Origin of the sequence: Halobaculum limi, from assembly GCF_029490015.1 — an archaeon.
GTDB classification, from domain to species: Archaea; Halobacteriota; Halobacteria; order Halobacteriales; family Haloferacaceae; genus Halobaculum; species Halobaculum limi.
In genome coordinates, this window is sequence record NZ_CP120468.1 from 124,395 (window position 1) to 146,282 (window position 21,888).

Here is a 21,888-nt window from a genome sequence, read left to right on the forward strand (position 1 = left end):
CCCCCTTCTGTACGAACGAGATGAACGGGTCCGAACGCGGCCACACGAGTCGCGTTCGCGGCGTCGTCGCACGCACGCTTCGCCGCGTCGAGCCACCGCCACGCGTCGTCGACTGGGCCATCGCCGTCGCGGTCGCCGTCGAAGTCGCCTCGGGACTGTACTCGTTCACGCAGGGGACGCCGAGCGGCGCGTGGGTGTTCTGGTTCCACTCGACGGTCGGCCTGACGCTCGCGGCGCTCGTCGCGTTCAAACTGTACCGCGTTCGCCGTCGAGTGACCAGCGCCGCCGCGTGGGACCGATTCACCCCTATCTCGGTCCTCCAGGCGATCGTCACGCTCGCGGCGCTCGGGACGGGTGTGTTCTGGGTGCTCGGCGGCAACGTCCCTATCTTCGCGTGGACGACGCTGAACCTCCACGTCGGCCTGGGCCTCCTGCTGGTCCCGCTGGTCCTGTGGCACCTCCGCGGACGGTACCACTCCCCACGAGCCCTCGACCCCGACCGCCGGGCGGCGCTGAAGGTCGGCGCTCTCCTCGTCGCGGGCACGGTCGCGTGGCGAGTGACCGAGAGCGCCGACACCGTCCTCGGTGGCGCGAGCAGACGGTTCACCGGGTCGAAACCGACGGGCGACCTCTACGACACCGAGACGGAGGGTGGCGGCTTCCCCGTCACGTCGTGGGTCGCCGACGACCCCGACCCCGTCGACCGCGCAGCGTGGACGCTGTCGGTGCGTGGCCTCGTCGACGAGGAACTCGACCTGTCGTACGCCGGCCTCGCCGGGGACGGCCCCGACCGTGAACTGGACGCGACGCTCGACTGCACCTCCGGGTGGTACACCCACCAGCGATGGGGCGGCGTCCGCGTCGGCGACCTGCTCGATTCCGCGGGCGTCGACGAGCGTGCCCGCTACGTTCGCTTCACCTCGGTCACGGGCTACCGCTGGTCACTCCCGGTCGAGGAGGCCCGCGATGCCCTCCTCGCGACGCACGTCCGCGGCGACCGACTCAGCCACGGGCACGGCGCACCCGCTCGACTCGTCGCGGCGGGGCGTCGAGGGTTCCAGTGGGTGAAATGGGTCGAGTCGGTGGAGGTGCGCGAGCGAGGCGACCCGATGCAGTGGCTCGTGACGCTGGTCTCCGGCTTCGATTAGTCGTCGTCGCCACCGACCGCGTCGACGTCGGCTTCCTGCGGACTGACGACGTGAACGTGGCCGTCGGCGGCGACCGCGTCGGCGACGCCCGCGGGGAAGAACGGCGCGTCGGCCGCGCGCAGGTCCGCGAGCGAACGCCAGTACGCCTCGTACTCGATGCGCTCGCCGTCCGCGCCGTCGACGCCTGCGAACGTCTCCCGGTCGTACAGCACGTCGTCCACGAACGTCGCCGCCCGGACGACGGCGAACTCGTGGTGCGACTCGCCGCCGAACTCGAACAGGTTCTCGACAGTGCAGAACGCGGGCCCGGCGTCGACGGCGACGCCCAACTCCTCGCGAAACTCGCGCTCCAGCGCCGCGTCACTCGGCTCTCCCGGCTCGATACCGCCGCCGATGAAGCGATGGAAGTGGGTATCGTCGGTGCCGGACAGTCGCTGCACGAGGTACTCGCCGGTGTCTGGACGACGGAGTGCGCCGAGGACGACGCCGCGGATGTCGGTCATTGTCGGAGTGTAAGGTCAGTGTGCTGGGTGGTCTCAGTCCAACTCGCCCTGTCGGATCGCTCGCTCTGCCTCTTCCAGCGCAGCCTCGGGGTCGAACGCCTCGACGATCGCTCGTAGTTCCTCGTCGCTCGCGTCGGCCAAGTCTTCGGCGTGGCGGGTAATGTTCGGCACCGCGCGGATGATGTTGTCGACGATGGGGACGGCGGCGACCTGCGCCGACCGACTCATCGGATTGAGGTCGATGACGATCTCCGTTTTCCCCATCGCACCCAGCGCCTCCGCGCGGTCGCCGTCCTCCAACGGCACGACGACCACGTCGGCGTCGCCGATGCCGTCGGCGTCTACCTTCGCGCGTTCGTGACTCAAGCCCGGAATCCGGCCGTCCGCGGTCAATCCCTTCACCTCGCTCGCACCGTGGTCGCGGAGGTGCTCGGCGATAGCCTCCATCCGCTCAGGCGTGCGGTTGAACAAGTTCACCTCGACGTCCGCGCCGGTCGCCGCCGCAAGGGCGACGATTTCGCCAGGGACGAGCGCCGCGACGTTGCCGTTCACCGAGAGCACCGGGTGGTCGGCGAGCAGGAGGTGTGCAGCGGCGACGCGGGCGGCCTCGTCGGCGCTGGGGAGCGTCTCCTCGCCGAGCAGGTAGTCGAACGCCTCGCCGCGTCCCTCGGCGATGAGGCCCTGTTTCGAGGTGATCCCGAGGTCGACACCGTGCTCGATTCGGTGACGAGTGAGCAGCGACTGATACCGTGGGTGGTCCTCGGGAATCTCCGACTCGTGTTCGGGGTCCGCGGGCACCTCCGGGTCGCCCGCGTCGGCGTCATCGGTCATACGACGGTATCGACACCGCGGTGCGAAAAACGCATTCACTCGCGATAGTGGCTGAGTCGGCACGAGGCTCGGGGGAGGCTACTCGTCAACTCGGAGCGTCGCACCCGTCGGGTGGATCGAACACGCCTGCGCGTCATACCCGGCGTCCGACAGGCCCGTGCCGAGCGCGAACACCGTCCGCCCGAGCATCGCCATCGAGGCGAGGCCGCCCTCGGCTTCGACCGCCTCGACCGCCTCCGCCACCTCGGGCACGAGCAGGCCCGCCTCGCTCGCGAACTCCCGGCCGGCCGCGAGCAGTTCGAGTTCGTCGGGCCCGCGCATCAACCGCGTCAGTGCCGCCTCACCCGCCTCGCGAACCGGGTCGAGGTCGCCGCCGAGGACGCGTTCGGTCGACAGTTCGCCGAAGGAGACGTACTCGACGCGCGGGCGGGCAGGGACGCCGTCCATCCGGCCGTACCCCGGCGGTCCCGGCTCCAGTCGAACCGGGAGGCCGCCGCGGAACTGTCCGACGACGTCGCCCAGTCCCGTCCCGGCGGCGGCCTCTGCGGCGTGGGCGGTTCGCACCAGGTCGTTCTCCGAGCGCTCCAGGTCGAAGACGGCGTTGGCCGCGAGCGCCGTCGCCAGCGCCGCCCCGCCGGAGACGCCGAAGCCCGCACCGACGGGGACGTCGCTGGTCACCTCGACCTCGGCCGTGACGCCGAGCGAGGAGAGCACTCGGCCGACTGGCTCCATCTCGGCGGGCGTGCCGTCCAGGCGAAGGTCGGCGGTTCCCGTGGCGGCCGCATCCCGCTCTGTGTCGCCGTCGGCCATCGAGCGGACCGTCACCTCGACGCCGTCGGAGAGTGCGAGACCGGCGCCGCGAGACCCCGCACGGACGGGGTCGGAGTCAGGGTACGGCGCGAAGAAGGCGGTGATGTGTCCCGGTGCGAACGCGGTCGCCTCGTCCATACACGCCGAACCGGCGGGGACCGAGTATGGGTTTCGGTTCTCCAGCGGCGCGGCGACGTGTCAGCCACCGGACTGCTACCCGCGGGCTTTTGCCCCGCCACGCGACTTCCCCGGTATGGACCACGTCGTCGTCGACGACCTCGACAACTCGCTGCAACCGGCGGCGGTGATGCGCCACCTCACCGACCCCCTGGGCTGTACGGATCTGGCAATCAACTACTACGAACTCGACCCCGGTGACTCGTTCGCGTTCGCGTACCACAACCACGAGGTGCAAGAGGAGGTGTTCGTCGTCCTCTCGGGAACCGCGACGTGGGTGGTCGGCCCCGAACCGGAGAACGCGGACTTCAGCGACGCCGGCGACCCCGAGGAGCGCCGCGAGGTCGAGGTGGGACCGATGGAGGCAATCCGCATCCCGCCGGGGCAGTTTCAGCGCGGGTGGAACCGGCCTCCCTCGGAAACGGACGGCGGCGGCGACGACGACGCCGAAGCCGAGCGCGTGACTGCACTCGCACTCGGCGCGCCGTTAGCCTACGGCGAACAACTGAAGCGCGACGACTGCCCGGCGTGTGGCAAGGAGGTGTCGGTGACAATCGAGCGTGCACCCGACGACGAGTCGCAGTTGATCACGCAGTGTGTCGACTGCGGGAACGAGGTAGCGCGGTGGCGACGCGGCGACGACGGCGAGAACGAGCGGATCCGATAACTCACTCGCCGCGTGCGGTCTCGTAACTCGCGCGGAGGTAGCGTTCGAGGTCACACGCCGCCGCTGCCTCCGGCGGGAGGACGGCCCACGCGTCGACGGTTCGCGGGCCTGCCCTGAACGCTTCGACGGCGTGTTCGCTGGCGAGACGGTCACGGTCGTCGTCGGGCAGGCGCGTGAGTGCGACGCCCTGCGTCGAGAGAACGGCGAACAGCGTGCCGTCGGCGGTGTAGGAGGGACACCCGAACATCGTCGTGTGGGCGACGCCCGGCCAGTTCTCCGTCGTTCGGTCGAGTACCGCGCGGAGGTCGCCCACGGCCTCCTCGTCGTAGTACGCGCTGGGACTCATTACGGTGGCTACGCGAGTAAAGAATCTATGTGTATCGGTGCCAAGAACCACGGAAGTGTGTCCGGCGTCGTTCGGAGATAACAGACGAAAATCGACCGATTCCAGGTCGTCTACGGCGACAGACGCTGGCGGTCGCGCGGGAAGAGGACAGCTTCGCGGATGTTGTCTAAGTCGAGCATCGTCATAATGAGGCGCTCTGCGCCCATCCCCCACCCGGCGTGGGGCGGCATCCCGTACTTGAACATCTTGGTGTAGTACTCGAACTCCTCGGGGTCGAGTCCCTGCTGCTCGAACCCGGCGATGAGGTGGTCGTGACGGTGTTCACGCTGGCCGCCCGAGACGAGTTCCATCCGCGGGTGCATCATGTCGAAGCCCGTGGACTTCTCGTCGTCGTCGTCGTGGTCTTTGATGTAGAACGGCTTGACCTCCGAGGGCCAGTCGGTGATGAAGTAGTGCTCGCCGACCTCCTGTCCGAGGACGTGTTCGGCCTCCGTCGAGAGGTCGTCGCCCCACACGAGGTGGTCGTCGAGTTCGCCCGTCGCGTTGATGCGGTCGAGCGCCTCCTGGTAGCTCAGGCGCGGGAAGTCGCCCTCGGGCACCGCGAAGTCGTCGGCGAGGCCGAGTTCTTCGAGTTCGTCGGCGCACTCGTCTTGCACCGCCTCGTAGGCAGCCTTCGTGACGGCCTCGGCGACGTCCATCGCCTCGGTGTGGTCGCAGAACGCGCCCTCGAAGTCGATAGAGTGGGCCTCGTTGAGGTGTCGCGGCGTGTTGTGCTCCTCGGCGCGGAAGATCGGGCCGATCTCGAAGACGCGTTCGAGGTTGGAACCGGCCATCAGCTGCTTGAACAGTTGCGGGCTCTGGTTCATGAACGCCTCCTCGCCGAAGTAGGAGATCGGGAACAGTTCCGTGCCGCCCTCGGTGCCGGTGGCGACGATCTTCGGCGTGTTGATCTCGGTGGCGTCCTGCTGGCGGAACGTCTCGCGAACCGTCTCCAGCACCTTCGCGCGAATCTCGAACACCGCCTGCACCTCCGACTTGCGGAGGTCCAGCGTGCGGTTGTCGAGGCGGGTCGGGAGTTCAGCGTCGACTTTCCCGGAGGGGTCGAGCGGGAGTTCCGGGTCTGCGGGCGCGATGACTTCGATGTCGGTCGGGACGACCTCGACGCCGGTGGGCGCACGAGGCTCCTCTTTCACGTCGCCCTCGACTTTGAGGACGGACTCGCGGTGGGCGTCGAGTCCGGTCTCGACCATCTCCTCGTCCATCTCGTCTTTCTCCAGTTTGACCTGGATCTTGCCGGACTTGTCGCGGAGGATGAGGAAGGCGATACCGCCGAGGTCGCGGGTCTCGTGGACCCAGCCGGCGACGGTGACCGTCTCACCGGGAGTCGCGTCCGCCGTGTAGGTTCGGCCGTGCATACCTGCCGATTCCGCCGCGAGACTTTAAACTCGGTCGATCCCCGTTCTCGTCCCTCCCGAATCCGTACCACGGAGAAGCCGACGGGGCGTCGGCGCTCGGAGCGTACGTTTATACGCCACGACACGAATCGGGCGTCAGTGACGTCTTCGGGAGGTTCGGGGGGCCCGACCGACGCGGCCGCTGAGGGGATGCCGGAGTCGACGGAGCCAGCGGTGCCGCCGTGGCGGTCGCCCGCGCTCGCGGTGGGGGGTGCGTTCACCGCCGCGCTCGTCGTGTTGACCGCGGGATTCGCGTTCACCGAGGCCGATCGCACCGCGGGATCGCTCGTGCTCGGTCTCGTCGGTCCGCTGGCGGCGGTCTGGGCGTACGGGGTCGTCCTCGCGTGGGTCGCGCGAGTCGACCCGCCGCGTCGCCACCACACGCGACTGACCGGGTGGCTCGTGGTCGGCGTCATCCCGTTCGTCGTCGGCGGCGTGATCAATCAGGCGTATATGGCCGCCGTCGGGTCGCTCACGGGCGTCTCCGCGACCGCGGCGGGGTGGTGGGCCTGCGGCGGCGTCGTCTTCGGCGCGGCCGTCGGCATCGGCGACGTGCGCGTGCGGATGCGGACGGCCGAGGCGGAGGCGGCGAACGCTCGCAATGAACGCTTCGTCGAGGTGTTAACCGTCCTCAATCGGGTGTTGCGACACGACGTGCGCAACGACCTCACGGTTATCGCCGGCTACATCGACCTCGCGAGACGCGAGAGCGACCCGTCGATCCACGAGTACCTCGACGGCATCCAGAACCGTGCCGAACGGATCGAGCGACTGAGCGACCACGCGGCGCTGGCGGAAGACGCGGTGATGGGCGAGGACACGCACACGGGGGCGACCGATATGGCGCGGGTCGTCAGACGCGTCGTCGGCGCTATCGACCGCGACTACCCGGAGGCGACCGTCTCGCTTCGCGTCGACGCCGCCGACCGCACCGCGTGGGTCCCCGACCACGACCTGCTGGAGTCGGCAATCCACAACGTTGTCGAGAACGCCGTCGAACACGCCGACCACGCCGACCCGACCGTCGACGTCGTCGTGCAGGTTCGTGACGCCGAGGAGGGCGACGCGGTTCGCGTGGTCGGAGGCGACGGCCCCACCGCGGCCGGCGAGGTGGTCGAAGTCGTCGTCACCGACGACGGGCCGGGCTTCCCCGACCGCGAGCGGACCGTGCTGGAAGAAGGTGGCGAGGAGGCACTCGAACACAGTTCCGGGATGGGGCTGTGGGTCGTCCACTGGATCGTCGACGCCGTCGGCGGCGAGACCGACGTGACCTCGCGTGACGGCGACGGGAGCGTCGTCACGCTTCGGTTCCCGCGCGTCGACGAGGACGCGAGTGCAGACGACGAGTGACGAGCAGTCGAGCGGTGACGCTCACGGTGGCGAACGGCTGAGTGGCAGAGCGGAGAACGGACCGCAGCGGGCGGGAGGGTGTGTTACGCGTCGGCCAGTTCGGAGTGGGCGTCTTTGACGCCTTCGACCGTCTCGCGAACGGCGTCTGCGCCCTCGTCGTGGAGAAGGTCGCCGACGACGACGGCGTCGGCAACCTGTCCCATCGCGTGGGCGTCGTCGTAGTCGTGGATGCCACCGCCGTAGAACAGCGTCGACTCGTCGAGGGCGTCGTGGGCGGCCTTCACCGTCTCGCGGTCGCCGAGCGTCCCGGAGTACTCCACGTAGACGATGTCCTGGCCGAACATCCGCTCGGCGACGCGGGCGTACGCGCCCACCTCGTCGGGCGTGAGGTCGCAGTCGGCGCTGGTCAACTGCGCCGCAGAGGCCTCGGGGTTGAGGACGATGTACGCCTCGGTGTGGGTGCGCTCCCAGTCGAGGTCGTCGGCGATACGGACCCACTCTTTGTGCGCGCCGGTGATCCAAAACGGCTCGCCCGCGTTGAACACCGTCGGGATGAGGTAGCCGTCCAGCGCCTCGTCGTCGACGACGACGCCCGGGTTCGACGGCTCTTGGTACAGCGGCACATCGTGTTCCTTGCACGCCTCGATGACGCGCGTGGCCTTCTCGGAGGTCACGTCGAGCGTGCCACCGATTTCGATAGCGTCCGTGCCGGTCTTGCAGGCGTCCGCGAACGTCTCGTCTGCGTGCAGGTCTTTGTCCGGGTCGATCTTCAGGATGTGGTCCCACTCCGCCCAGGGCGCACTCATATTGGCTGTTGGTGGTGTGAGGAAGGCTAAAAAGGGCGCGGATGCGCGACACCCGAGGTTTGATAGTTCGTGAGCGGCCCTCGATTAGGTATCAGATGAGTCAGGCGACGCTTGGGTCCGCGCCCTACCGCAACTCCAACCTCTTCTCGGGCTACTATCTCGACGAACGAGTCGACGACCTCGATGCGTGGGACTGCGACGAGGACGCACAGGCCGCGTTCGAGGAGCTACAAGCCCTCTGGGAGGGTGAGCGCGAGTTGGTCGACGGGTACAACGAGGACACGCTACTCGGGTCGTGGATCGACGAGGTGCTCGACGTACTTGGGTTCGATACGATTCAGGAGACATCGCTCCCGGAGACGAACGGCTACATCGACCGCGTCCTGTTCGACTCCCCGGAGGACCGCCGCGACGCGATGATGATGCAGCAAGACGGGATGGTCTCGGGGACGTTCGGGAAGGCGTCGGCGTTGCTGGAGGCGAAGCGGTGGGGTGCTTCGTTCGAGAAGACGTTCAGCGAACAGCGACAGTACCGCGACGCCTCCCACCAAGTGAAGTACTACCTCGAACGGACGCCCGATTCGCTTCGGTGGGGTGTGCTCACGAACGGGCGCAAGTGGCGACTGTACGGGATCAAAGACTACGAGACGCAGACGTACTACGAGGTCGACCTGCCCGAACTGCTCGAATCCGGGAGCGTGGAGGCGTTCAAATATTTCTACGTGTTCTTCCGGTCGGCGGCGTTCCGCGAGGTGTCGGGCACGTCGTTCCTCGACACGGTCTGGAACGAGTCGGAGACCGCCGCACAGGAGTTGGGCGAGGACCTGCAGGACAACGTCTTCACCGCACTCCGGGTGCTCGGCGAGGGCTTCGTCGAGTCGAACGACCTCGACATCGGCGACGACGATGCCGCCGTAACCGAGGAGGAACTGAAAGAGCACTCGCTGGTCCTCCTGTATCGGCTGATGTTCGTCCTGTACGCCGAGTCACGCGGCTTGATCAGCCCCGACGACCCGGCGCGACGCGCGGAGTACGACGAGCACTTCAGCCTCGACGAACTCCGACGAGAGATACACGAGGAGGTAAACTCGGGACAGACGTTCGACGAGTACAGCACCTACTCCACGTCGATGTGGAGTCGACTGGAGGACCTGTTTCGCCTCGTCGACTCCGGCGAGGAGTCACTGGGCATCCCGCCGTACAACGGTGGGCTGTTCGACCGCGACGAGCACGCTTTCCTCGCCGACCACGAGGTGTCGGACCGCTACCTCGCGGAGGTAGTGTACCGTCTCGGGACGACGCAGGCCGACAACGGCGAGGGGTTCGTCCTCGCGGACTACGCCGACCTCGACACGCGCCACCTCGGGACCATCTACGAGGGACTGCTCGAACACGAGTTCCGCATCGCACCCGAGGAGTACGCAGCCGTCAGCGAGGACGGCGGGCAGGTGTGGAAGCCCGCGACGGAGGTTAGCGTCGCCGACGCCGTCGAGACGGTCGAGGCGGGGGAACTGTACGTCGTCAACGACGACGGCGAGCGGAAGGCCACGGGCGCGTACTACACGCCCGACTACGTGGTGACGTACATCGTCGAGGAGACGGTCGACCCCCTCATCGAGGAGATAGACGCGGACCTCGCGGACCGGGGCATCGAGGCGGGGACGCAGGAGTACGTGTTCCGCTTCGCCGACGAGGTGCTCGACCTGACTGTCCTCGACCCGGCAATGGGCTCGGGGCACTTCCTCACGAAGGCGACAGGCTACCTCGCAGAGCGCGTGATGGAACGCGCCCGTGAGGTGGAGTCGACGGCGGGTGTCCTCGACGAACAGGACATCCGACGGCGCGTCTCGCGGGAGTGCATCTACGGCGTCGACATCAACGATATGGCGGTCGAACTCGCCAAACTGTCGATGTGGCTGGAGACGCTCGCGGAGGAGAAACCGCTCGCGTTCCTCGACCACCACCTCAAGGCGGGCAACTCGCTGGTCGGGTCGGATATCAGCGAAGTGCTCTCAGAGGACGAGGAGGAGTCTGCGGACGGTCAGATGACGCTATTCGAGGCGGTAGCACACGCCCGCCAGCGCACGCTGGAGCACGTGATGGAGTTGATGGGCGACCTGCTGGCCATCGACAACGACGACTACGCAGACATCAAGTCGATGGAGGAGTTGTACGCCGAGATTCGCGACGACCCACTGTACAGTCGCCTGTTCGAGTTGGCGAATGTCCACACCGCCGAGCGGTTCGGCCTCGACGTGCCCGAAGGCGTCTACGAGGAGATGGCCGGCGCTATCGAGAGCGAGGCGGAGTGGAGTGAGGTGCGTGAGAACGACTGGTTCCGGTCAGCACAGACAATGGCGAAGGAGGAGGACTTCTTCCATTGGGAACTGGAGTACCCCGAGGTATTCTTTGATCGAGACGGTGAGAAGCTTGGAGATGACGGGTTCGACGCAGTCGTTGGCAACCCTCCCTGGGGTCAACCGATTAGTGGTAAAGATTATCTGAAAACCAGATACTCGAAAGTCGTCAAGAGATTGCCGGACAGCTTTGCATACTTTTCTTATTTATCTCAGAAATTGGCCAAACAATCAAGTACATTTGGGATGATTGTTCCGAATGCATCTCTTTTCCAAAGTGAATACAGTAAGCTCAGGTATGAACTGACCAGTAATGGACTAACAAAAGTAATTGACCTCGGAGAAGGAGTATTCAAAGGAGTAGTTGCACCTGCAGCGATTATAATCGCTGATCGCAATAATCTGGGCGAATCGATTCAAATATCAAATTTACGGCAGCAATCAGAAATTCCTGACAGTGACAAATTGAAATTTCTGCTATACCCCAGATCAAATGTACTATCTGATGAGGGCCACACTATTCCAACATACAAAGCAGAAGTAAGCAAACTTCGGCTAGATACTCTAAAGCATAACACCCAATTCGGTAAGAAATTCGATGTGAATCAGGGCGTACAGACTGGTGGTGATGATATTTTCACCGTTACTTCCCCTGACGTGTCGAAGCATAATTTAGAGTCCGAATACGTCAAACCAACTATCTTTGGGTCCGACTTGAAGCCCTATTTGATAGGCGGAAGAGAACAGTATGTGTTGTACATTAATAGAAACACAAACAAAAAAAATATAAAAAATATACTAGAATACCTTGAACAGTACCGTGAGGAACTGGAATCAAATAGTGAAGTCAGTAAGGGCATCCGTCCTTGGTACTCGCTTCACCGGCCACGAAACCCAGAACTATTCGAGCAAGACAAAGTACTCTTGCGTCAAACTGGAGATACTCTCAAATGTGCTTTAGATACTGAGCATTATTTCAATATACACAGTCTATTGTGTCTGGCATACAAAGAAAATGCCACCCAACAAGTTGGATTGGGTGCTGTAGCTTGCATTCTAAATTCAACTCTACTAAGAGAGTTTTACGATAGCATTACACAAGAAAGAGGTCGTGTGTTCGCTGAGGTCAAACCTCAAAATATAAACAAGCTCCCCTTCCCCAATACCGAAGCCGTAGAAAGCAGCATCCTCTCTGATGATGTACTGTCAACTGCAGCTGGTGATCAAAAGCTCGAAGGTTCCCTTTCAAAAGCCTCTGAAAGCAAATATTCGTTGGTTGCCGCCTTGGAAAATCTATATCCAGTCAGATCAGATATTGTTCAAAGTCAAGACTCCCTCAATTTGTCTTTGCTTGACCATCTTGGTACTTTCTCCGATGGTGATACCTTGTCCGACATCGGGCTGCCTCAACCCCCACAGAACGCTGCTGACTCGGTCCTACAGGAGACGACCGAGCAGAAGCCGAACCTTAGAGTTGGCCACGCGGAGGTGGCACGTGAATCAACCACTACTGTCGAAATTCGTCTCACCGCACGCTACAAACCCGACGACGAGGATGCCCACGAGACGGACCGGTGGGGATACACCGAGACGGATCCACTACCGGCGCTTCGGATCACCGACCTGACCGAGACGGAAGCCGACCTCATCGAGCACTTCGTCCCCGTCGCCGTCGACGAGGCGGGCGGCTTCGCGGGCTTCCGCGAGACGGCGACCAAGACCAACTCGCTGGTCGACCGCCTGCGTGCGCTGACGCTGCCCGCCGTCGGCGACGTGCGCGACGGCCTGGAGAGTTACATCGAGACGAAGGAGCGAGCGGAGGAACTGGAGGAGCAGATCGAACGGACCGACGATCTGATCGACGAGATCGTGTACGAACTGTACGGCCTCAGCGACGAGGAGATCGAGATCGTCGAGGAGGCGGTCAGGGAGTAGGAGCGATCGGCTCAGATTAGCCCGCCAACTCCCGATAGTACGACACCGAGAACACGCCGAGAAACCCGCCGAACAGCGTCCCGCCGACGACGATGACGACCGCGATGGCGACGGGAGGCACGGTCGGAAGCCCACTGACGACCGACATCGCCGGACCGTTTGGCTGTGACAGCAGCGACGCGGCGGCCCCGACGAGACCGAACCCGCCCGCCAGCACCGCGACCACCAGCGAGTAGCCGACGACGCTCACGAGGTTCGAGGAGACGAGCGAGGCGCTACGACGGATCGACTCGACGGCGTCGCAGTCGTCGATCACGATAGCCTGCGCGTAGAACTGGACGAAGAACGCGAGCAGGACGTACGCGAGGAGGAATCCACCACCGAGGATCGCCAGTCCAGCGAGGACGGGAGTACTGGGCGTTCCGCCGCCGGGGTAGAGGCTGACGACGGCGACGAAGACGCCGAAGATGGTGATGAGACCGAACAGGAGGTTCACCGCGACGACCGCGAGGTACACCAGAAACACCTGGACGAAGTTCGCCACCCCCTCGCCGACGAACGTCGCCAGCGACGTGTGGCCGTCGAGTGCCTCGTCGGCCATCCCGACGAGTCCCGCGTGCACGAACGGGACTGCGACGAGGTACAGCAACGACAACACGAGCGAGATGGCGCTGGCGAGCAACGGCGCACGAGACTGTAACAGCAGTTGCGGCGTCTGCAACGCCGAGAGCACGAGGACCGGGACGAGGACGACGGGATTGCGGACGAGCGCCGAGGGCGTCCGTCGGAGGGCTGACAGGAGGGCCATACGCGAACAGGTCGTCAGCAAGCGATAAAGGTACTGACTGGTCGGAGCGAGGACTACGGCCCCGGCCGTCGGCGATCAGTCCGCCTTCGCCTGCCAGCCCCGGATCGTGTCCGGGCCGACGCCGTCCATCTTCTCCGCGAGTGCGTCGGGTTCCATCTCCTTGAGCGAGGCCACGTCGTCGACGCCCGCGTCCTTCAGTTTCTTCGCCGTCTTCTCGCCGATACCCTCGATGGTCTCCAACTCCGAGCCGGCCTGGCGAGACTGGTACTCGCGGTAGTTGCAGATGGGACAGCCGAGTTCCCACGGTTCGTCGCCCGAGTGGACGACTAAGTGCGGGAGGTCGTGTTCCTCGCACTGCTCGTCGGTCACTTCGATCTCACCGCGCCGCGGGAGCGGCAGCGAGTAGTCGCAGTCGGGGTAGCGGGTACACCCGACGAGTCGCGACCCCGAGCGGAGCCGTTTGATCGCGAGTTCCCCGCCGTGTTCCTCGCCACAGTCGGGGCAGACGCCGATGACCTCGTCTTCCTCCTCGTCGGCCTCGTCGGCCTGGCACTGCGGACAGCCGTGGACGAACGTCTTGCGCCCGGCGAGCATCTTGACGTGGTTCAGTTCGTGCTCCTCGCACGTCTCGTCGAGGATGAGCGGCTTGCCCGTCGACGGGAGCGGCAGGGTGTACTCACAGTCGGGGTAGCCGTCACAGCCGACGAAGTACGACCCGGCCCGCGACTTCCGGACGAGGAGCGTGTCGCCGCACTCGGGACACGGCCCGAGTTGCTTGTCGGCCTTCAGCGACTTCTGAAGGTGGTCGCCGACCTCCTCGCGCGACTCCGCGAGTTCCTCGAACACGCGTTCGAGCATCTCTCGGGACTCGTCGGCCACCTCGTCGAACTCCTTCTCGCCGCTGGCGATGGCCTGCATATCTGCCTCCAGTTGGGCAGTCATCGCGTCGCTGACGATGTGGTCTGCGAACTCCTCGCTGGCCTCAACGACGGCCTTCGCCAGCCCCGTCGGGCGGGGCGGGTCGCTCTCGATGTAGCCGCGGTCGTACAGTTTCTGGATGACGTCGTGACGGGTCGAGTTGTGAACGATCACGCCACCCGTAACGGCGAAGTTGGGCGCCTCGTTCGAGACTGACAGGTCATACACAGCTCCATCGTACTCCCGCTCGTCAACCGCACGGACAGTTGTGTATGAGGGATATCCGAGAACCGTTGCGTATATCGAGTCCGTAAATCCGGATGCCGCGTAGCGAATCACCCGATTGCGGTCTGGGCTCCTGTTGCTCCCTTCAACCTCCGTTCGGATGTACTCGTCTTCACGGAGCTCGCGGAGAATATCGTTCACCCGCCCGCGACTGAGGCCAAGCTTGGCAGCGAGTTCGTCCGAGGTGCGAGCCTCTTCGCGGGCACATTCGAGCAGACGTGCTTTGTGCTGAACTACGTCGTACGCTCGAAGCCCGTCGAGTGCGCGGTAGAATTTCTCGTCGCTCGTGATCGGTACGATATCGACGAACCGTTCGAGGTTCTTCCGTCCCCGAATGTGGAGCTTGTGTTGATTCGTATCGATTTTCGAGTCGATCCCGAATTCGCTGAGCATCTCCCCGATGCCAGCAAGCAGGTCGTGGTCGATGTTCGAGATGAACGCCTTGCGCTCGCGCGAAACGTGCCCCTCGTCATCGAACATCGCTCCGATGAACGCGGGGGCACACTTCGCCGGTACTTCGGGGCAACCGTCACTCGTTACGGACTGAAGCACATAGTGGAGCACACGACCGACGCTTGACGGAATGTCGACATGGTACTTCTCTTTGTGGTGTTCCTCTCGGCCGGGATGCTGCCGAATCGGAGGTCGAATACCGAACAGCGTCTCGATGTCTGAGATGAACGTCTCGATCAGCCGGAGATCCGTATTGTGGTAGCGAACGTCGACGGCGTTTTCGGATTCATCGACGTGAATCGATCCGTCGCCGAGCAGGTTCCCGATTACACTGGCGAGCGTTGGCGTCCATCGTATCGGGAACGGGTTCTCGAACTCGATGTCATTGTTCAGTCCTCGGAGTGTATCGGGTCGGATCCCGAGTTCAGCGAGCAACCACACGGGTGCTCCTCGGCGCCCGGTCTCTATCGAGGAGATCCGCCTCTGATCAGTGCCGAGACGGGTCGCAAGCTCACGTTGTGTTTCACCAGTATCGGCGCGGGTCTGTTCAACTGACGTACCACAATCAACTCCGAAAAGCTTCGTCGAATCGGTGGCATCATCGACAAATTCCTCCCACGAGACGGCGGTGGGTGCGCCGGTGGTCGTTGGGTGATTCGACGGCGGCGCCCGAGCTGTCAACAGTTCGTCGCCGGGAGAGACTCTGGCCGCTGGTATGACCTCATATGAGTCGCCGGAGCGGACGTACATTGGGTGGTCGTCGGTGACAGAGAGGGCCCCCGAATCCGAGGTGACCTCCACTATCCGTTCGGTCGACTCCAACGGGCGTCTGCTGACCAGCTCGCTGGCGAATTCACTCGTTTTCTCCTCTCCCTCTGCAAAGGATATCGTCTGTGGTCCGCCGGCTGTCGTTCCGATATCGGTTGCTCCGTCCGCAAGCACGACCTGCTCTTCCTCGAAGAGATCAGCGACTGGGCGGCGTTCGATATCCCCGTTCTCCGTCCGTGCGAGCACAGGCGTGTCACCGGTAAGGCACTTCGTCCCGATACCGAGGTCTTCCATTTTCTCGATGAGGCGCGACTGGCCGTACCGCCGCGGCGGTTGGGTCTGCTTCGCCTCGAACTCGGTGTCCGTGATGGTCAGCGCCTCGCCTTCGGTCACGTCGGGGACGAAGCTCTCGTTGGTCGAGAGGTACGGGTACACCGCGTGGTAGCCCTCATCGAGGAGGCGCTTCCCGTTCGCCTTCAGCGAGAGGGGGCCGTCGTTGACGCCGACGGCGTCCTCACCCTCGTCCACCTCGCTGACGACGCGGAGGTGCTCCCACTCGGCGTCGGGCGCACACGTCGCGAGGAAGCGCCGGACGACGAGTTCGTACACGTCCCACTCGTCGTCCGACAACTCCGAGGCCGCCGGGAGTTCGCCCGTCGGGTGAATCGGCGGGTGGTCGGTCGTCTCCTCGTCGCCCTCGGTAGGCGTGATGTCGTCCAGTTCGAGGAGCGATTCGGCGTCGTCGCCGAACTCACGGCCCATCGAGAGGTCGTCGAGGAGTTCTCGCTCGTCCAAGTCCTCGGGGTAGACCGTGTTGTCCGTGCGCGGGTAGGTGATGTAGCCGGCGGTGTACAGGTCCTCGGCCATACTCATCGCACGCTGGGCAGAGTAGCCGATAGAGGAGGCCGCGCGGATGAACTGCGTCGTGTTGAACGGCGCGGGCGGTTCGTCCGTCCGGCGGCGACGACGTACGGAGGAGACGGTCGCCGTCTCTGCCACCTTCAGGCGGTCGTAGACGGCCTCGGCGGTCGCCTCGTCCCAGACGCGTTCGGCCTCGGTGCCGTCGTCGTCCTCGTAGAAGTACTGCGCCTCGAACGCGTCGGCGTCGGCGTCCGCCTTCAGGAGGTCGGCGAACAGTTCCCAGTAGTCCTCGGGGTCGAACGCCTCGATTTCGCGCTCGCGGTCGACGATCAGTTTGAGCGTCGGCCCCTGCACCCGACCGACGGAGATGAAGTCGTCGCCCAACTGCCGCGCGGACAGCGAGAGGAACCGCGTCAGCGACGCCCCCCAGATGAGGTCGATGATCTGCCGGGCCTCGCCCGCGGCGGCCAGGTCGAAGTCGATCTGATCGCGGTTCTCGAAGGCCTCGGTCACCTCACGCTGGGTGATCGAGGAGAACCGAACCCGGTCGACGGGCACGTCCTCGTTCACCTCGCGAATGAGTTCGTACGCCTCCTTGCCGATCAACTCTCCCTCACGGTCATAGTCGGTCGCGATGACGACCCGATCCGCCTCCCGCGAGAGGAGTCGAAGCGCCCGGACGATGCCCTCCTGTGTGGGTCGCTTGCGGACGGGTGCGTCGATGAGTTCCACTGGCTCTACGTCGCGCCAGTCGTCGTACTCCGGCGGGAAGTCGACCGCGACGACGTGACCCGACAGTCCGATACACCGGGTTCCGCCCCAGCAGTAGACGTTGACGCCGGCGCGACGCTCCGTGTCGAAGTTCTCCCCCGAGAGAATCTCCGAGAGTCGTCGTGCGGCGTTGTCTTTCTCGGTGACGATCAGTTCCATCAGTTGCCGGAGAGTATGCCGAAACCCCGGGTAAACCTTTCGTGGGAGGACGTGACGGGGCGGGAACCGCCCTACTCGGGCGCGACGACTTCGTCAGCCACCTTGTGGAGATGCCAGCGGTCGTACAGGAGGTTGACCTCGTGGTCCTGGACTCGGAACTCGACGGGCACGGACTCCCCGGCGTCGTTCGGCGTGTGGAAGGTGTACGGGTCCGTCTCCGACTCCGTGAGCGGGAGCGACTCGCCGCCCAGTGGTCCCGCGAGTTCGAGGCGGAGCGTTCCCCCGTCGCGGGCGACGTACCCGCGCTTCACGCCCCGATACGCGGTGTACTCGCCCGTGAGGCGGTCGAATCGCCGGCGGCGCTCGAAGAAAGGGACCGCCCCCTGCGGGTCCGCACCGACCGCACACGCGAACACGCCCTCGCCGAGGCGGACGAGCGGATACCCCGGCGACGCGTTGGCGGCGACGACGACGCCGAGGCCCGTCTCGGGGGCGAAGCCGACGTACGCCGAGGAGACGGCGATAGAGCCGCTGTGCCCGACTAGATCGTAGCCGCAACACTCGCGCGTCCGCCATCCGTAGCCGTACGGGCCGCTCGGCGTGTCGATACGGCCCTCGGTGAGCGTGTCGACGGCCTCGCCCGAGACGACCGTTCTGCCGTCGACCGTACCGCCGTCGAGGAACAGCCTGACGTACCGCGCGAGGTCGGAGACGGACGCGAGCAGGCCGCCCGCGGGCCGCGACAACTCCCGGGTGGGCAACGACGCCGCGACGAGGTCACCGTCTTCCTGGAGGTAGACGGTCGCGTGGTCATCGTCCATCGAGAACTCCATATCGTCGAAGGTGGTGCGCTCCATCCCAAGCGGGTCGAGGACGTGTTCGGCCACGTAGCGGTCGTAGGGGCGACCCGTCACCGCTTCGACGACGTCGCCGAGGAGGACGTATCCCGCGTTGGCGTAGGCGAACCGCTCGCCGGGCGACCCGACGACCTCGCGGCGTGCCGCGGCGTCGCCGCCGACCACACCACCATCGCGGTCACCACCGCCAACCGCGCTCTCTCCGCGGTCACCACCGCCAACCGCGTCTTCGATGTGCGCCCGGAAGTCCGCCGTACTCGCCAGCGGGAGCGTGTCCGTGTCGCGGCGGAGTCGCCGCCCGATGAGCGCCTCGCTGGTGCCGAGCGACGGCAGGCCCGACGAGTGCGACAGGAGGTGATGAAGCCGAATCGGATCGTCTGAGTCGTCACCCAGGTCGACGTCGAGGTAGTCGCGAACGGGGTCGTCGAACGCGACCATCCCCGCCTCTTGGAGTTGTGCGAGTGCGAGCGCCGTGACGGACTTCGTCACCGACCCAATGCCGTACAGCGTCTCTGGCGTCGCCGGACGATTCCCGGCCAAATCGCGCGACCCGAATCCGTCGGCGTAGCGAATCCCGTCGCGGTCGACGACGGCGACGCTGACGCCGGGGAGACGGTCACGTCGCATCGTCCGGCGGAGGAGGCTGGCCGTCGCGGCGCGGGCGTCGTCGGTCATACCCGTCACTCGCGGGCGGGCGACTTCAAGCCGCCCCCGGCCGTCGTTCGCGCCTCGCGTGCCGCTTCCCGAAGGGGTATGCCGGATGCGACCCCCGAGGGCCCTATGCCCGAGACCGAACACGACCTGTCGACGATGACGTGGGAGGACGCCGGTGACGCACTCTTGACCGCCGACGCCGTCGTCGTCCCGACCGGCAGCACCGAACAACACTCCGTCCACCTCCCGCTGTCGACCGATTCGCTTCGCGCGGACCACCTCTCGGCGGAGTTGGTGGAGACGGCGCCAGACCACGGCCTCGACTTACTTCGTGCGCCGACGCTCCCGTACGGGTACAGCGAGCACCACATGCCGTTCCCGGGGACGGTGACGCTGTCGCAGGACACGTACAAGTCGGCGCTCATCGATATCGGGGCGTCACTGGCCGAACACGGGGCCGAACGCGTCCTCTTTCTCAACTGCCACGGCGGGAACAAGGAGGCGCTGTCGCTCGCGACAGACCGCCTGAACCGCGACCACGACGTGGCCGCCCACTTCGTCCACTGGACGGACTTCGGGCGCGAGCAGTTACAGGAGCACTTCGGTGAGGGGTGGGGCCACGCCGGCGACCACGAGACGAGTTTCGTCGAACTCGTGCGCGAGGACCTCGTGAAAAGCGAGAAGAAGGAGCCACAGGAGGCGAAGGATCTGCCGGAGACGCGCTCGTGGACCTACTTCTCTGACGTGACCGAACTCGGCGGGATGGGCGACCCGACGAACTCCGACCCGGAGTTTATGCAGACGGTCGTCGCCGACACAACCGACCGGATTCTGGAGGCGCTGACGAGCGACATCGAGAACGGCTGGTGAGCCGTCCACGGTCGGCGCGGTCGACGAGTCGGTGGTCGGGTGCGCTCGGCTCTCACACCGACCCGAGGGTTATTATCCCCGTTCGCGACCAGCCGATATGACCGACACGGACGCTCCACACCCATCGCCAGCGGAACTGTACGACCTCCAATACAGCGACGTGGACCGCGGCGACGTGCCCTTCTACGTCGACTGCGCCCGCGCCGCCGACGGTCCCGTGCTCGAACTCGCCTGCGGCACGGGCCGTATCCACCTCCCACTCTTGCGGGCGGGCGTCGACGCCGACGGCATCGACGTGGACCCAGCGTCGCTCGACCGCCTACGCGAGAAGGCCGCCGCCGAGGGCCTCGACCCGTCGGTCCGCGTCGGCGATATGACCGTACTCGACACCGACCGCGAGTACGACCTCGTGATCTGCCCGTTCAATGCGCTCCACCACGCGACGACGCTGGCGGGCCTGCAGGCGACACTCGCCGGCGTCCACGACGCTCTCGCGCCGGGCGGCCAGTTCGTCTTCGACGTGTTCGTTCCGCGCTTCGACGTAATCTGCGAGACGTACGACGAGTGGCAAGAGCGCAGCGTCGAGTACGAGGGCAGCGAGTACACGGTCCGCATCCGGTCGACCGTCGCAGACCACGTCGAGCAACTGTACACCGTCGAGACGGAACTGCTCGCACCCGACGGCGAGACGCTCATCGGAGACCGGATGCAACTGGCGATGTTCCCGAAGCGACTCCTGGAGGTCGTCGTCGCGGAGTCACCGTTCGCGTCGGCGTCGCTCGCGGGCGGCTTCGACGGTGAAGACCTGGCAGAGACGCAGGACGTGCAACTGTGGACGCTCGAAGCGGCCGAGTGAGTCGCGACGGAGCGACGGGCGGTTCAGGCTGTGGGGTCGCCGCTGTCGCCGCTGGACCCCATCTCCGACTCCATCGCGCCCTCGTCACCCTCGCCCGTCCGCCGAGCGTACAGCGCGAGCAACACCGCGCCGGCACCGATCACCGTCAGCGCGAGGCGGAACAGGCCGCCGCCGGGGATGAACCGAGAGACACCGACGAGGAGGACGCCGAGCGCGAGCGCGTACCAGCGGGCGTACGCGACGTCGCCGCGGTCGACCGCCCGCAGGCCCCACGTCCCGAGGACGTACGCCCCGAGGACGAGGCCGACCCACAGGAGGACGCCGTAGGTGATCGCACCCAAGAACGCGAGCGGGATACCGATGATCGTCACTGCGAGCAGCACCAGAAGGACTGGCCCGACCAGGAGCGTCCCGAGGCCGATTCCGCCGCTGTACGCGGTCCGTCCGAGACCGAGGTCACCGACTTCCGAGACGAACCGGGGGACGACCGCCAACAGGATCGACCCGAGTGCGAGGTGGACGAGCACGGTGTAGACGACGCTCACCCACGAAGGGAGGGTGAACAAGGATATCTCCGCGGCGTCGAAGCCGCCGAAGTCGAGGTCGGTCGCGCGTACGTCGCCCGCGACGCTCGCACCCTCGTTCGTGAACTCCTCGGTGTCGTACAGGAGGTCGCCGCCGATGGCGGCGGCGGAGCCAACCTGGAGCGTGTCGGCCTCGACGCTGAGCGTGCCGTCCACCTGTCCGTCGATCAACACCGCACCGGCGCCGATCTCTGCGTCGCCGACGAGGACGCCACTCTCACGGAGAGTGAACGACCCGGCGGCGAACTGGGTCGCACCTTCGACACGACCTTCGACAGTCACCGCGCCCGCGACACCCGTCAGATCTCCGGTGACGACGCCCGTGGGCGCGATGACGACGGTTCCGGCGGCGGCCTGCAAGTCGCCGTCGACGGTCCCGCGAACGATGATCGTTCCACCGGCAGCCTCGAGGTCGTCGGCGACGGTCTCGCCTTCTGCGATCACGACGGTGCCACCCGCTCTGGATTCGGCCGCCGCGACGGGCACGCTCGCGACCAACAAGAGCGCGAACACCACCGCGACTAGCCGTACGGCTACGGTAGTCATACCGATCACACTAACGTCGTGTTGGATGATAAACACGACTCACAGGGGTGAACACGGGATAGACCACTGGTAGCCATCCGGCTCCGACCCACAGCGTGCGGGCGTTCCGTCGGC

15 protein-coding genes and 3 pseudogenes are annotated in these 21,888 nt (G+C 65.4%); 6 read left to right on the forward strand and 12 right to left on the reverse strand.

The annotated features are described in order from the left end of the window. Positions 1 to 20 precede the first annotated feature (20 nt). On the forward strand, positions 21 to 1,148 hold the full coding sequence (locus P0D77_RS00605; protein WP_277554179.1) for a molybdopterin-dependent oxidoreductase: 1,128 nt from the start codon (positions 21 to 23) through the stop codon (positions 1,146 to 1,148). On the opposite strand, the gene P0D77_RS00610 is transcribed toward P0D77_RS00605, so the two are convergent. The 3 genes from P0D77_RS00610 to P0D77_RS00620 form a co-directional block, all read right to left on the reverse strand. Next, positions 1,145 to 1,651: an NUDIX domain-containing protein gene (locus P0D77_RS00610; RefSeq protein ID WP_277554180.1), complete on the reverse strand. Its 507-nt coding sequence runs from the start codon at positions 1,649 to 1,651 to the stop codon at positions 1,145 to 1,147. The genes P0D77_RS00605 and P0D77_RS00610 overlap by 4 nt on opposite strands. Before the next feature lie 33 nt (positions 1,652 to 1,684). Continuing rightward, positions 1,685 to 2,482: a 4-phosphopantoate--beta-alanine ligase gene (locus P0D77_RS00615; protein WP_277554181.1), complete on the reverse strand. Its 798-nt coding sequence runs from the start codon at positions 2,480 to 2,482 to the stop codon at positions 1,685 to 1,687. A 78-nt stretch (positions 2,483 to 2,560) separates the two neighbouring features. Next, positions 2,561 to 3,430, reverse strand: a complete 870-nt coding sequence (locus P0D77_RS00620; protein ID WP_277554182.1) for a pantoate kinase — start codon at positions 3,428 to 3,430, stop codon at positions 2,561 to 2,563. Between the two features lie 115 nt (positions 3,431 to 3,545). Here P0D77_RS00620 and P0D77_RS00625 point away from each other — a divergent pair, with 115 nt between their 5' ends. After that, a complete protein-coding gene (locus P0D77_RS00625; protein ID WP_277554183.1) occupies positions 3,546 to 4,136 on the forward strand; it encodes a cupin domain-containing protein in 591 nt (196 codons plus the stop codon). A 1-nt stretch (position 4,137) separates the two neighbouring features. On the opposite strand, the gene P0D77_RS00630 is transcribed toward P0D77_RS00625, so the two are convergent. Continuing rightward, a complete protein-coding gene (locus P0D77_RS00630) occupies positions 4,138 to 4,482 on the reverse strand; it encodes a hypothetical protein (RefSeq protein ID WP_277554185.1) in 345 nt (114 codons plus the stop codon). Positions 4,483 to 4,592: 110 nt separating this feature from the next. After that, positions 4,593 to 5,897 (reverse strand): aspartate--tRNA(Asn) ligase, encoded by a 1,305-nt coding sequence (aspS, locus tag P0D77_RS00635; protein WP_277554187.1) that lies wholly within the window; start codon positions 5,895 to 5,897, stop codon positions 4,593 to 4,595. A 138-nt stretch (positions 5,898 to 6,035) separates the two neighbouring features. Here aspS and P0D77_RS00640 point away from each other — a divergent pair, with 138 nt between their 5' ends. Next, complete coding sequence (locus P0D77_RS00640) at positions 6,036 to 7,286, forward strand: ATP-binding protein (protein WP_277554188.1); 1,251 nt, start codon at positions 6,036 to 6,038, stop codon at positions 7,284 to 7,286. Between the two features lie 83 nt (positions 7,287 to 7,369). Here the strand turns inward: P0D77_RS00640 and P0D77_RS00645 are convergent, their stop codons facing one another. After that, on the reverse strand, positions 7,370 to 8,092 hold the full coding sequence (locus P0D77_RS00645) for a phosphoglycerol geranylgeranyltransferase (RefSeq protein WP_277554189.1): 723 nt from the start codon (positions 8,090 to 8,092) through the stop codon (positions 7,370 to 7,372). A 95-nt stretch (positions 8,093 to 8,187) separates the two neighbouring features. On the opposite strand from P0D77_RS00645, the gene P0D77_RS00650 reads away from it, so the two are divergent. Then, the gene (locus tag P0D77_RS00650) at positions 8,188 to 12,384 is read left to right on the forward strand and encodes an Eco57I restriction-modification methylase domain-containing protein (RefSeq protein ID WP_349770080.1); all 4,197 of its coding nucleotides are present in this window, start codon (positions 8,188 to 8,190) and stop codon (positions 12,382 to 12,384) included. A gap of 16 nt (positions 12,385 to 12,400) precedes the next feature. Here P0D77_RS00650 and P0D77_RS00655 read toward each other — a convergent pair whose 3' ends face one another. From P0D77_RS00655 to P0D77_RS00665, 5 genes and pseudogenes are all read right to left on the reverse strand, one after another. Continuing rightward, a complete protein-coding gene (locus P0D77_RS00655; protein ID WP_277554191.1) occupies positions 12,401 to 13,192 on the reverse strand; it encodes a DUF7847 domain-containing protein in 792 nt (263 codons plus the stop codon). Between the two features lie 75 nt (positions 13,193 to 13,267). Then, positions 13,268 to 14,269 (reverse strand): annotated as a pseudogene (locus P0D77_RS17665) (topoisomerase DNA-binding C4 zinc finger domain-containing protein); the annotation flags it as partial. A 234-nt stretch (positions 14,270 to 14,503) separates the two neighbouring features. Beyond that, positions 14,504 to 15,598 (reverse strand): annotated as a pseudogene (locus tag P0D77_RS17670) (helix-turn-helix domain-containing protein); the annotation flags it as partial. Positions 15,599 to 15,820: 222 nt separating this feature from the next. After that, a pseudogene (locus P0D77_RS17675) lies at positions 15,821 to 17,407 on the reverse strand (DNA topoisomerase I); the annotation flags it as partial. Between the two features lie 71 nt (positions 17,408 to 17,478). Continuing rightward, a complete protein-coding gene (locus tag P0D77_RS00665; protein ID WP_277554193.1) occupies positions 17,479 to 18,939 on the reverse strand; it encodes a serine hydrolase domain-containing protein in 1,461 nt (486 codons plus the stop codon). 105 nt (positions 18,940 to 19,044) lie between these two features. On the opposite strand from P0D77_RS00665, the gene P0D77_RS00670 reads away from it, so the two are divergent. Beyond that, positions 19,045 to 19,788 carry a creatininase family protein gene (locus P0D77_RS00670; protein ID WP_277554194.1) on the forward strand — a complete coding sequence of 248 codons (744 nt, stop codon included), beginning with the start codon at positions 19,045 to 19,047 and terminating at the stop codon, positions 19,786 to 19,788. A 97-nt stretch (positions 19,789 to 19,885) separates the two neighbouring features. Continuing rightward, complete coding sequence (locus P0D77_RS00675; RefSeq protein WP_277554195.1) at positions 19,886 to 20,644, forward strand: class I SAM-dependent methyltransferase; 759 nt, start codon at positions 19,886 to 19,888, stop codon at positions 20,642 to 20,644. Between the two features lie 23 nt (positions 20,645 to 20,667). Here the strand turns inward: P0D77_RS00675 and P0D77_RS00680 are convergent, their stop codons facing one another. Beyond that, positions 20,668 to 21,774: a bactofilin family protein gene (locus P0D77_RS00680; RefSeq protein WP_277554196.1), complete on the reverse strand. Its 1,107-nt coding sequence runs from the start codon at positions 21,772 to 21,774 to the stop codon at positions 20,668 to 20,670. Between the last annotated feature and the right edge of the window lie 114 nt (positions 21,775 to 21,888).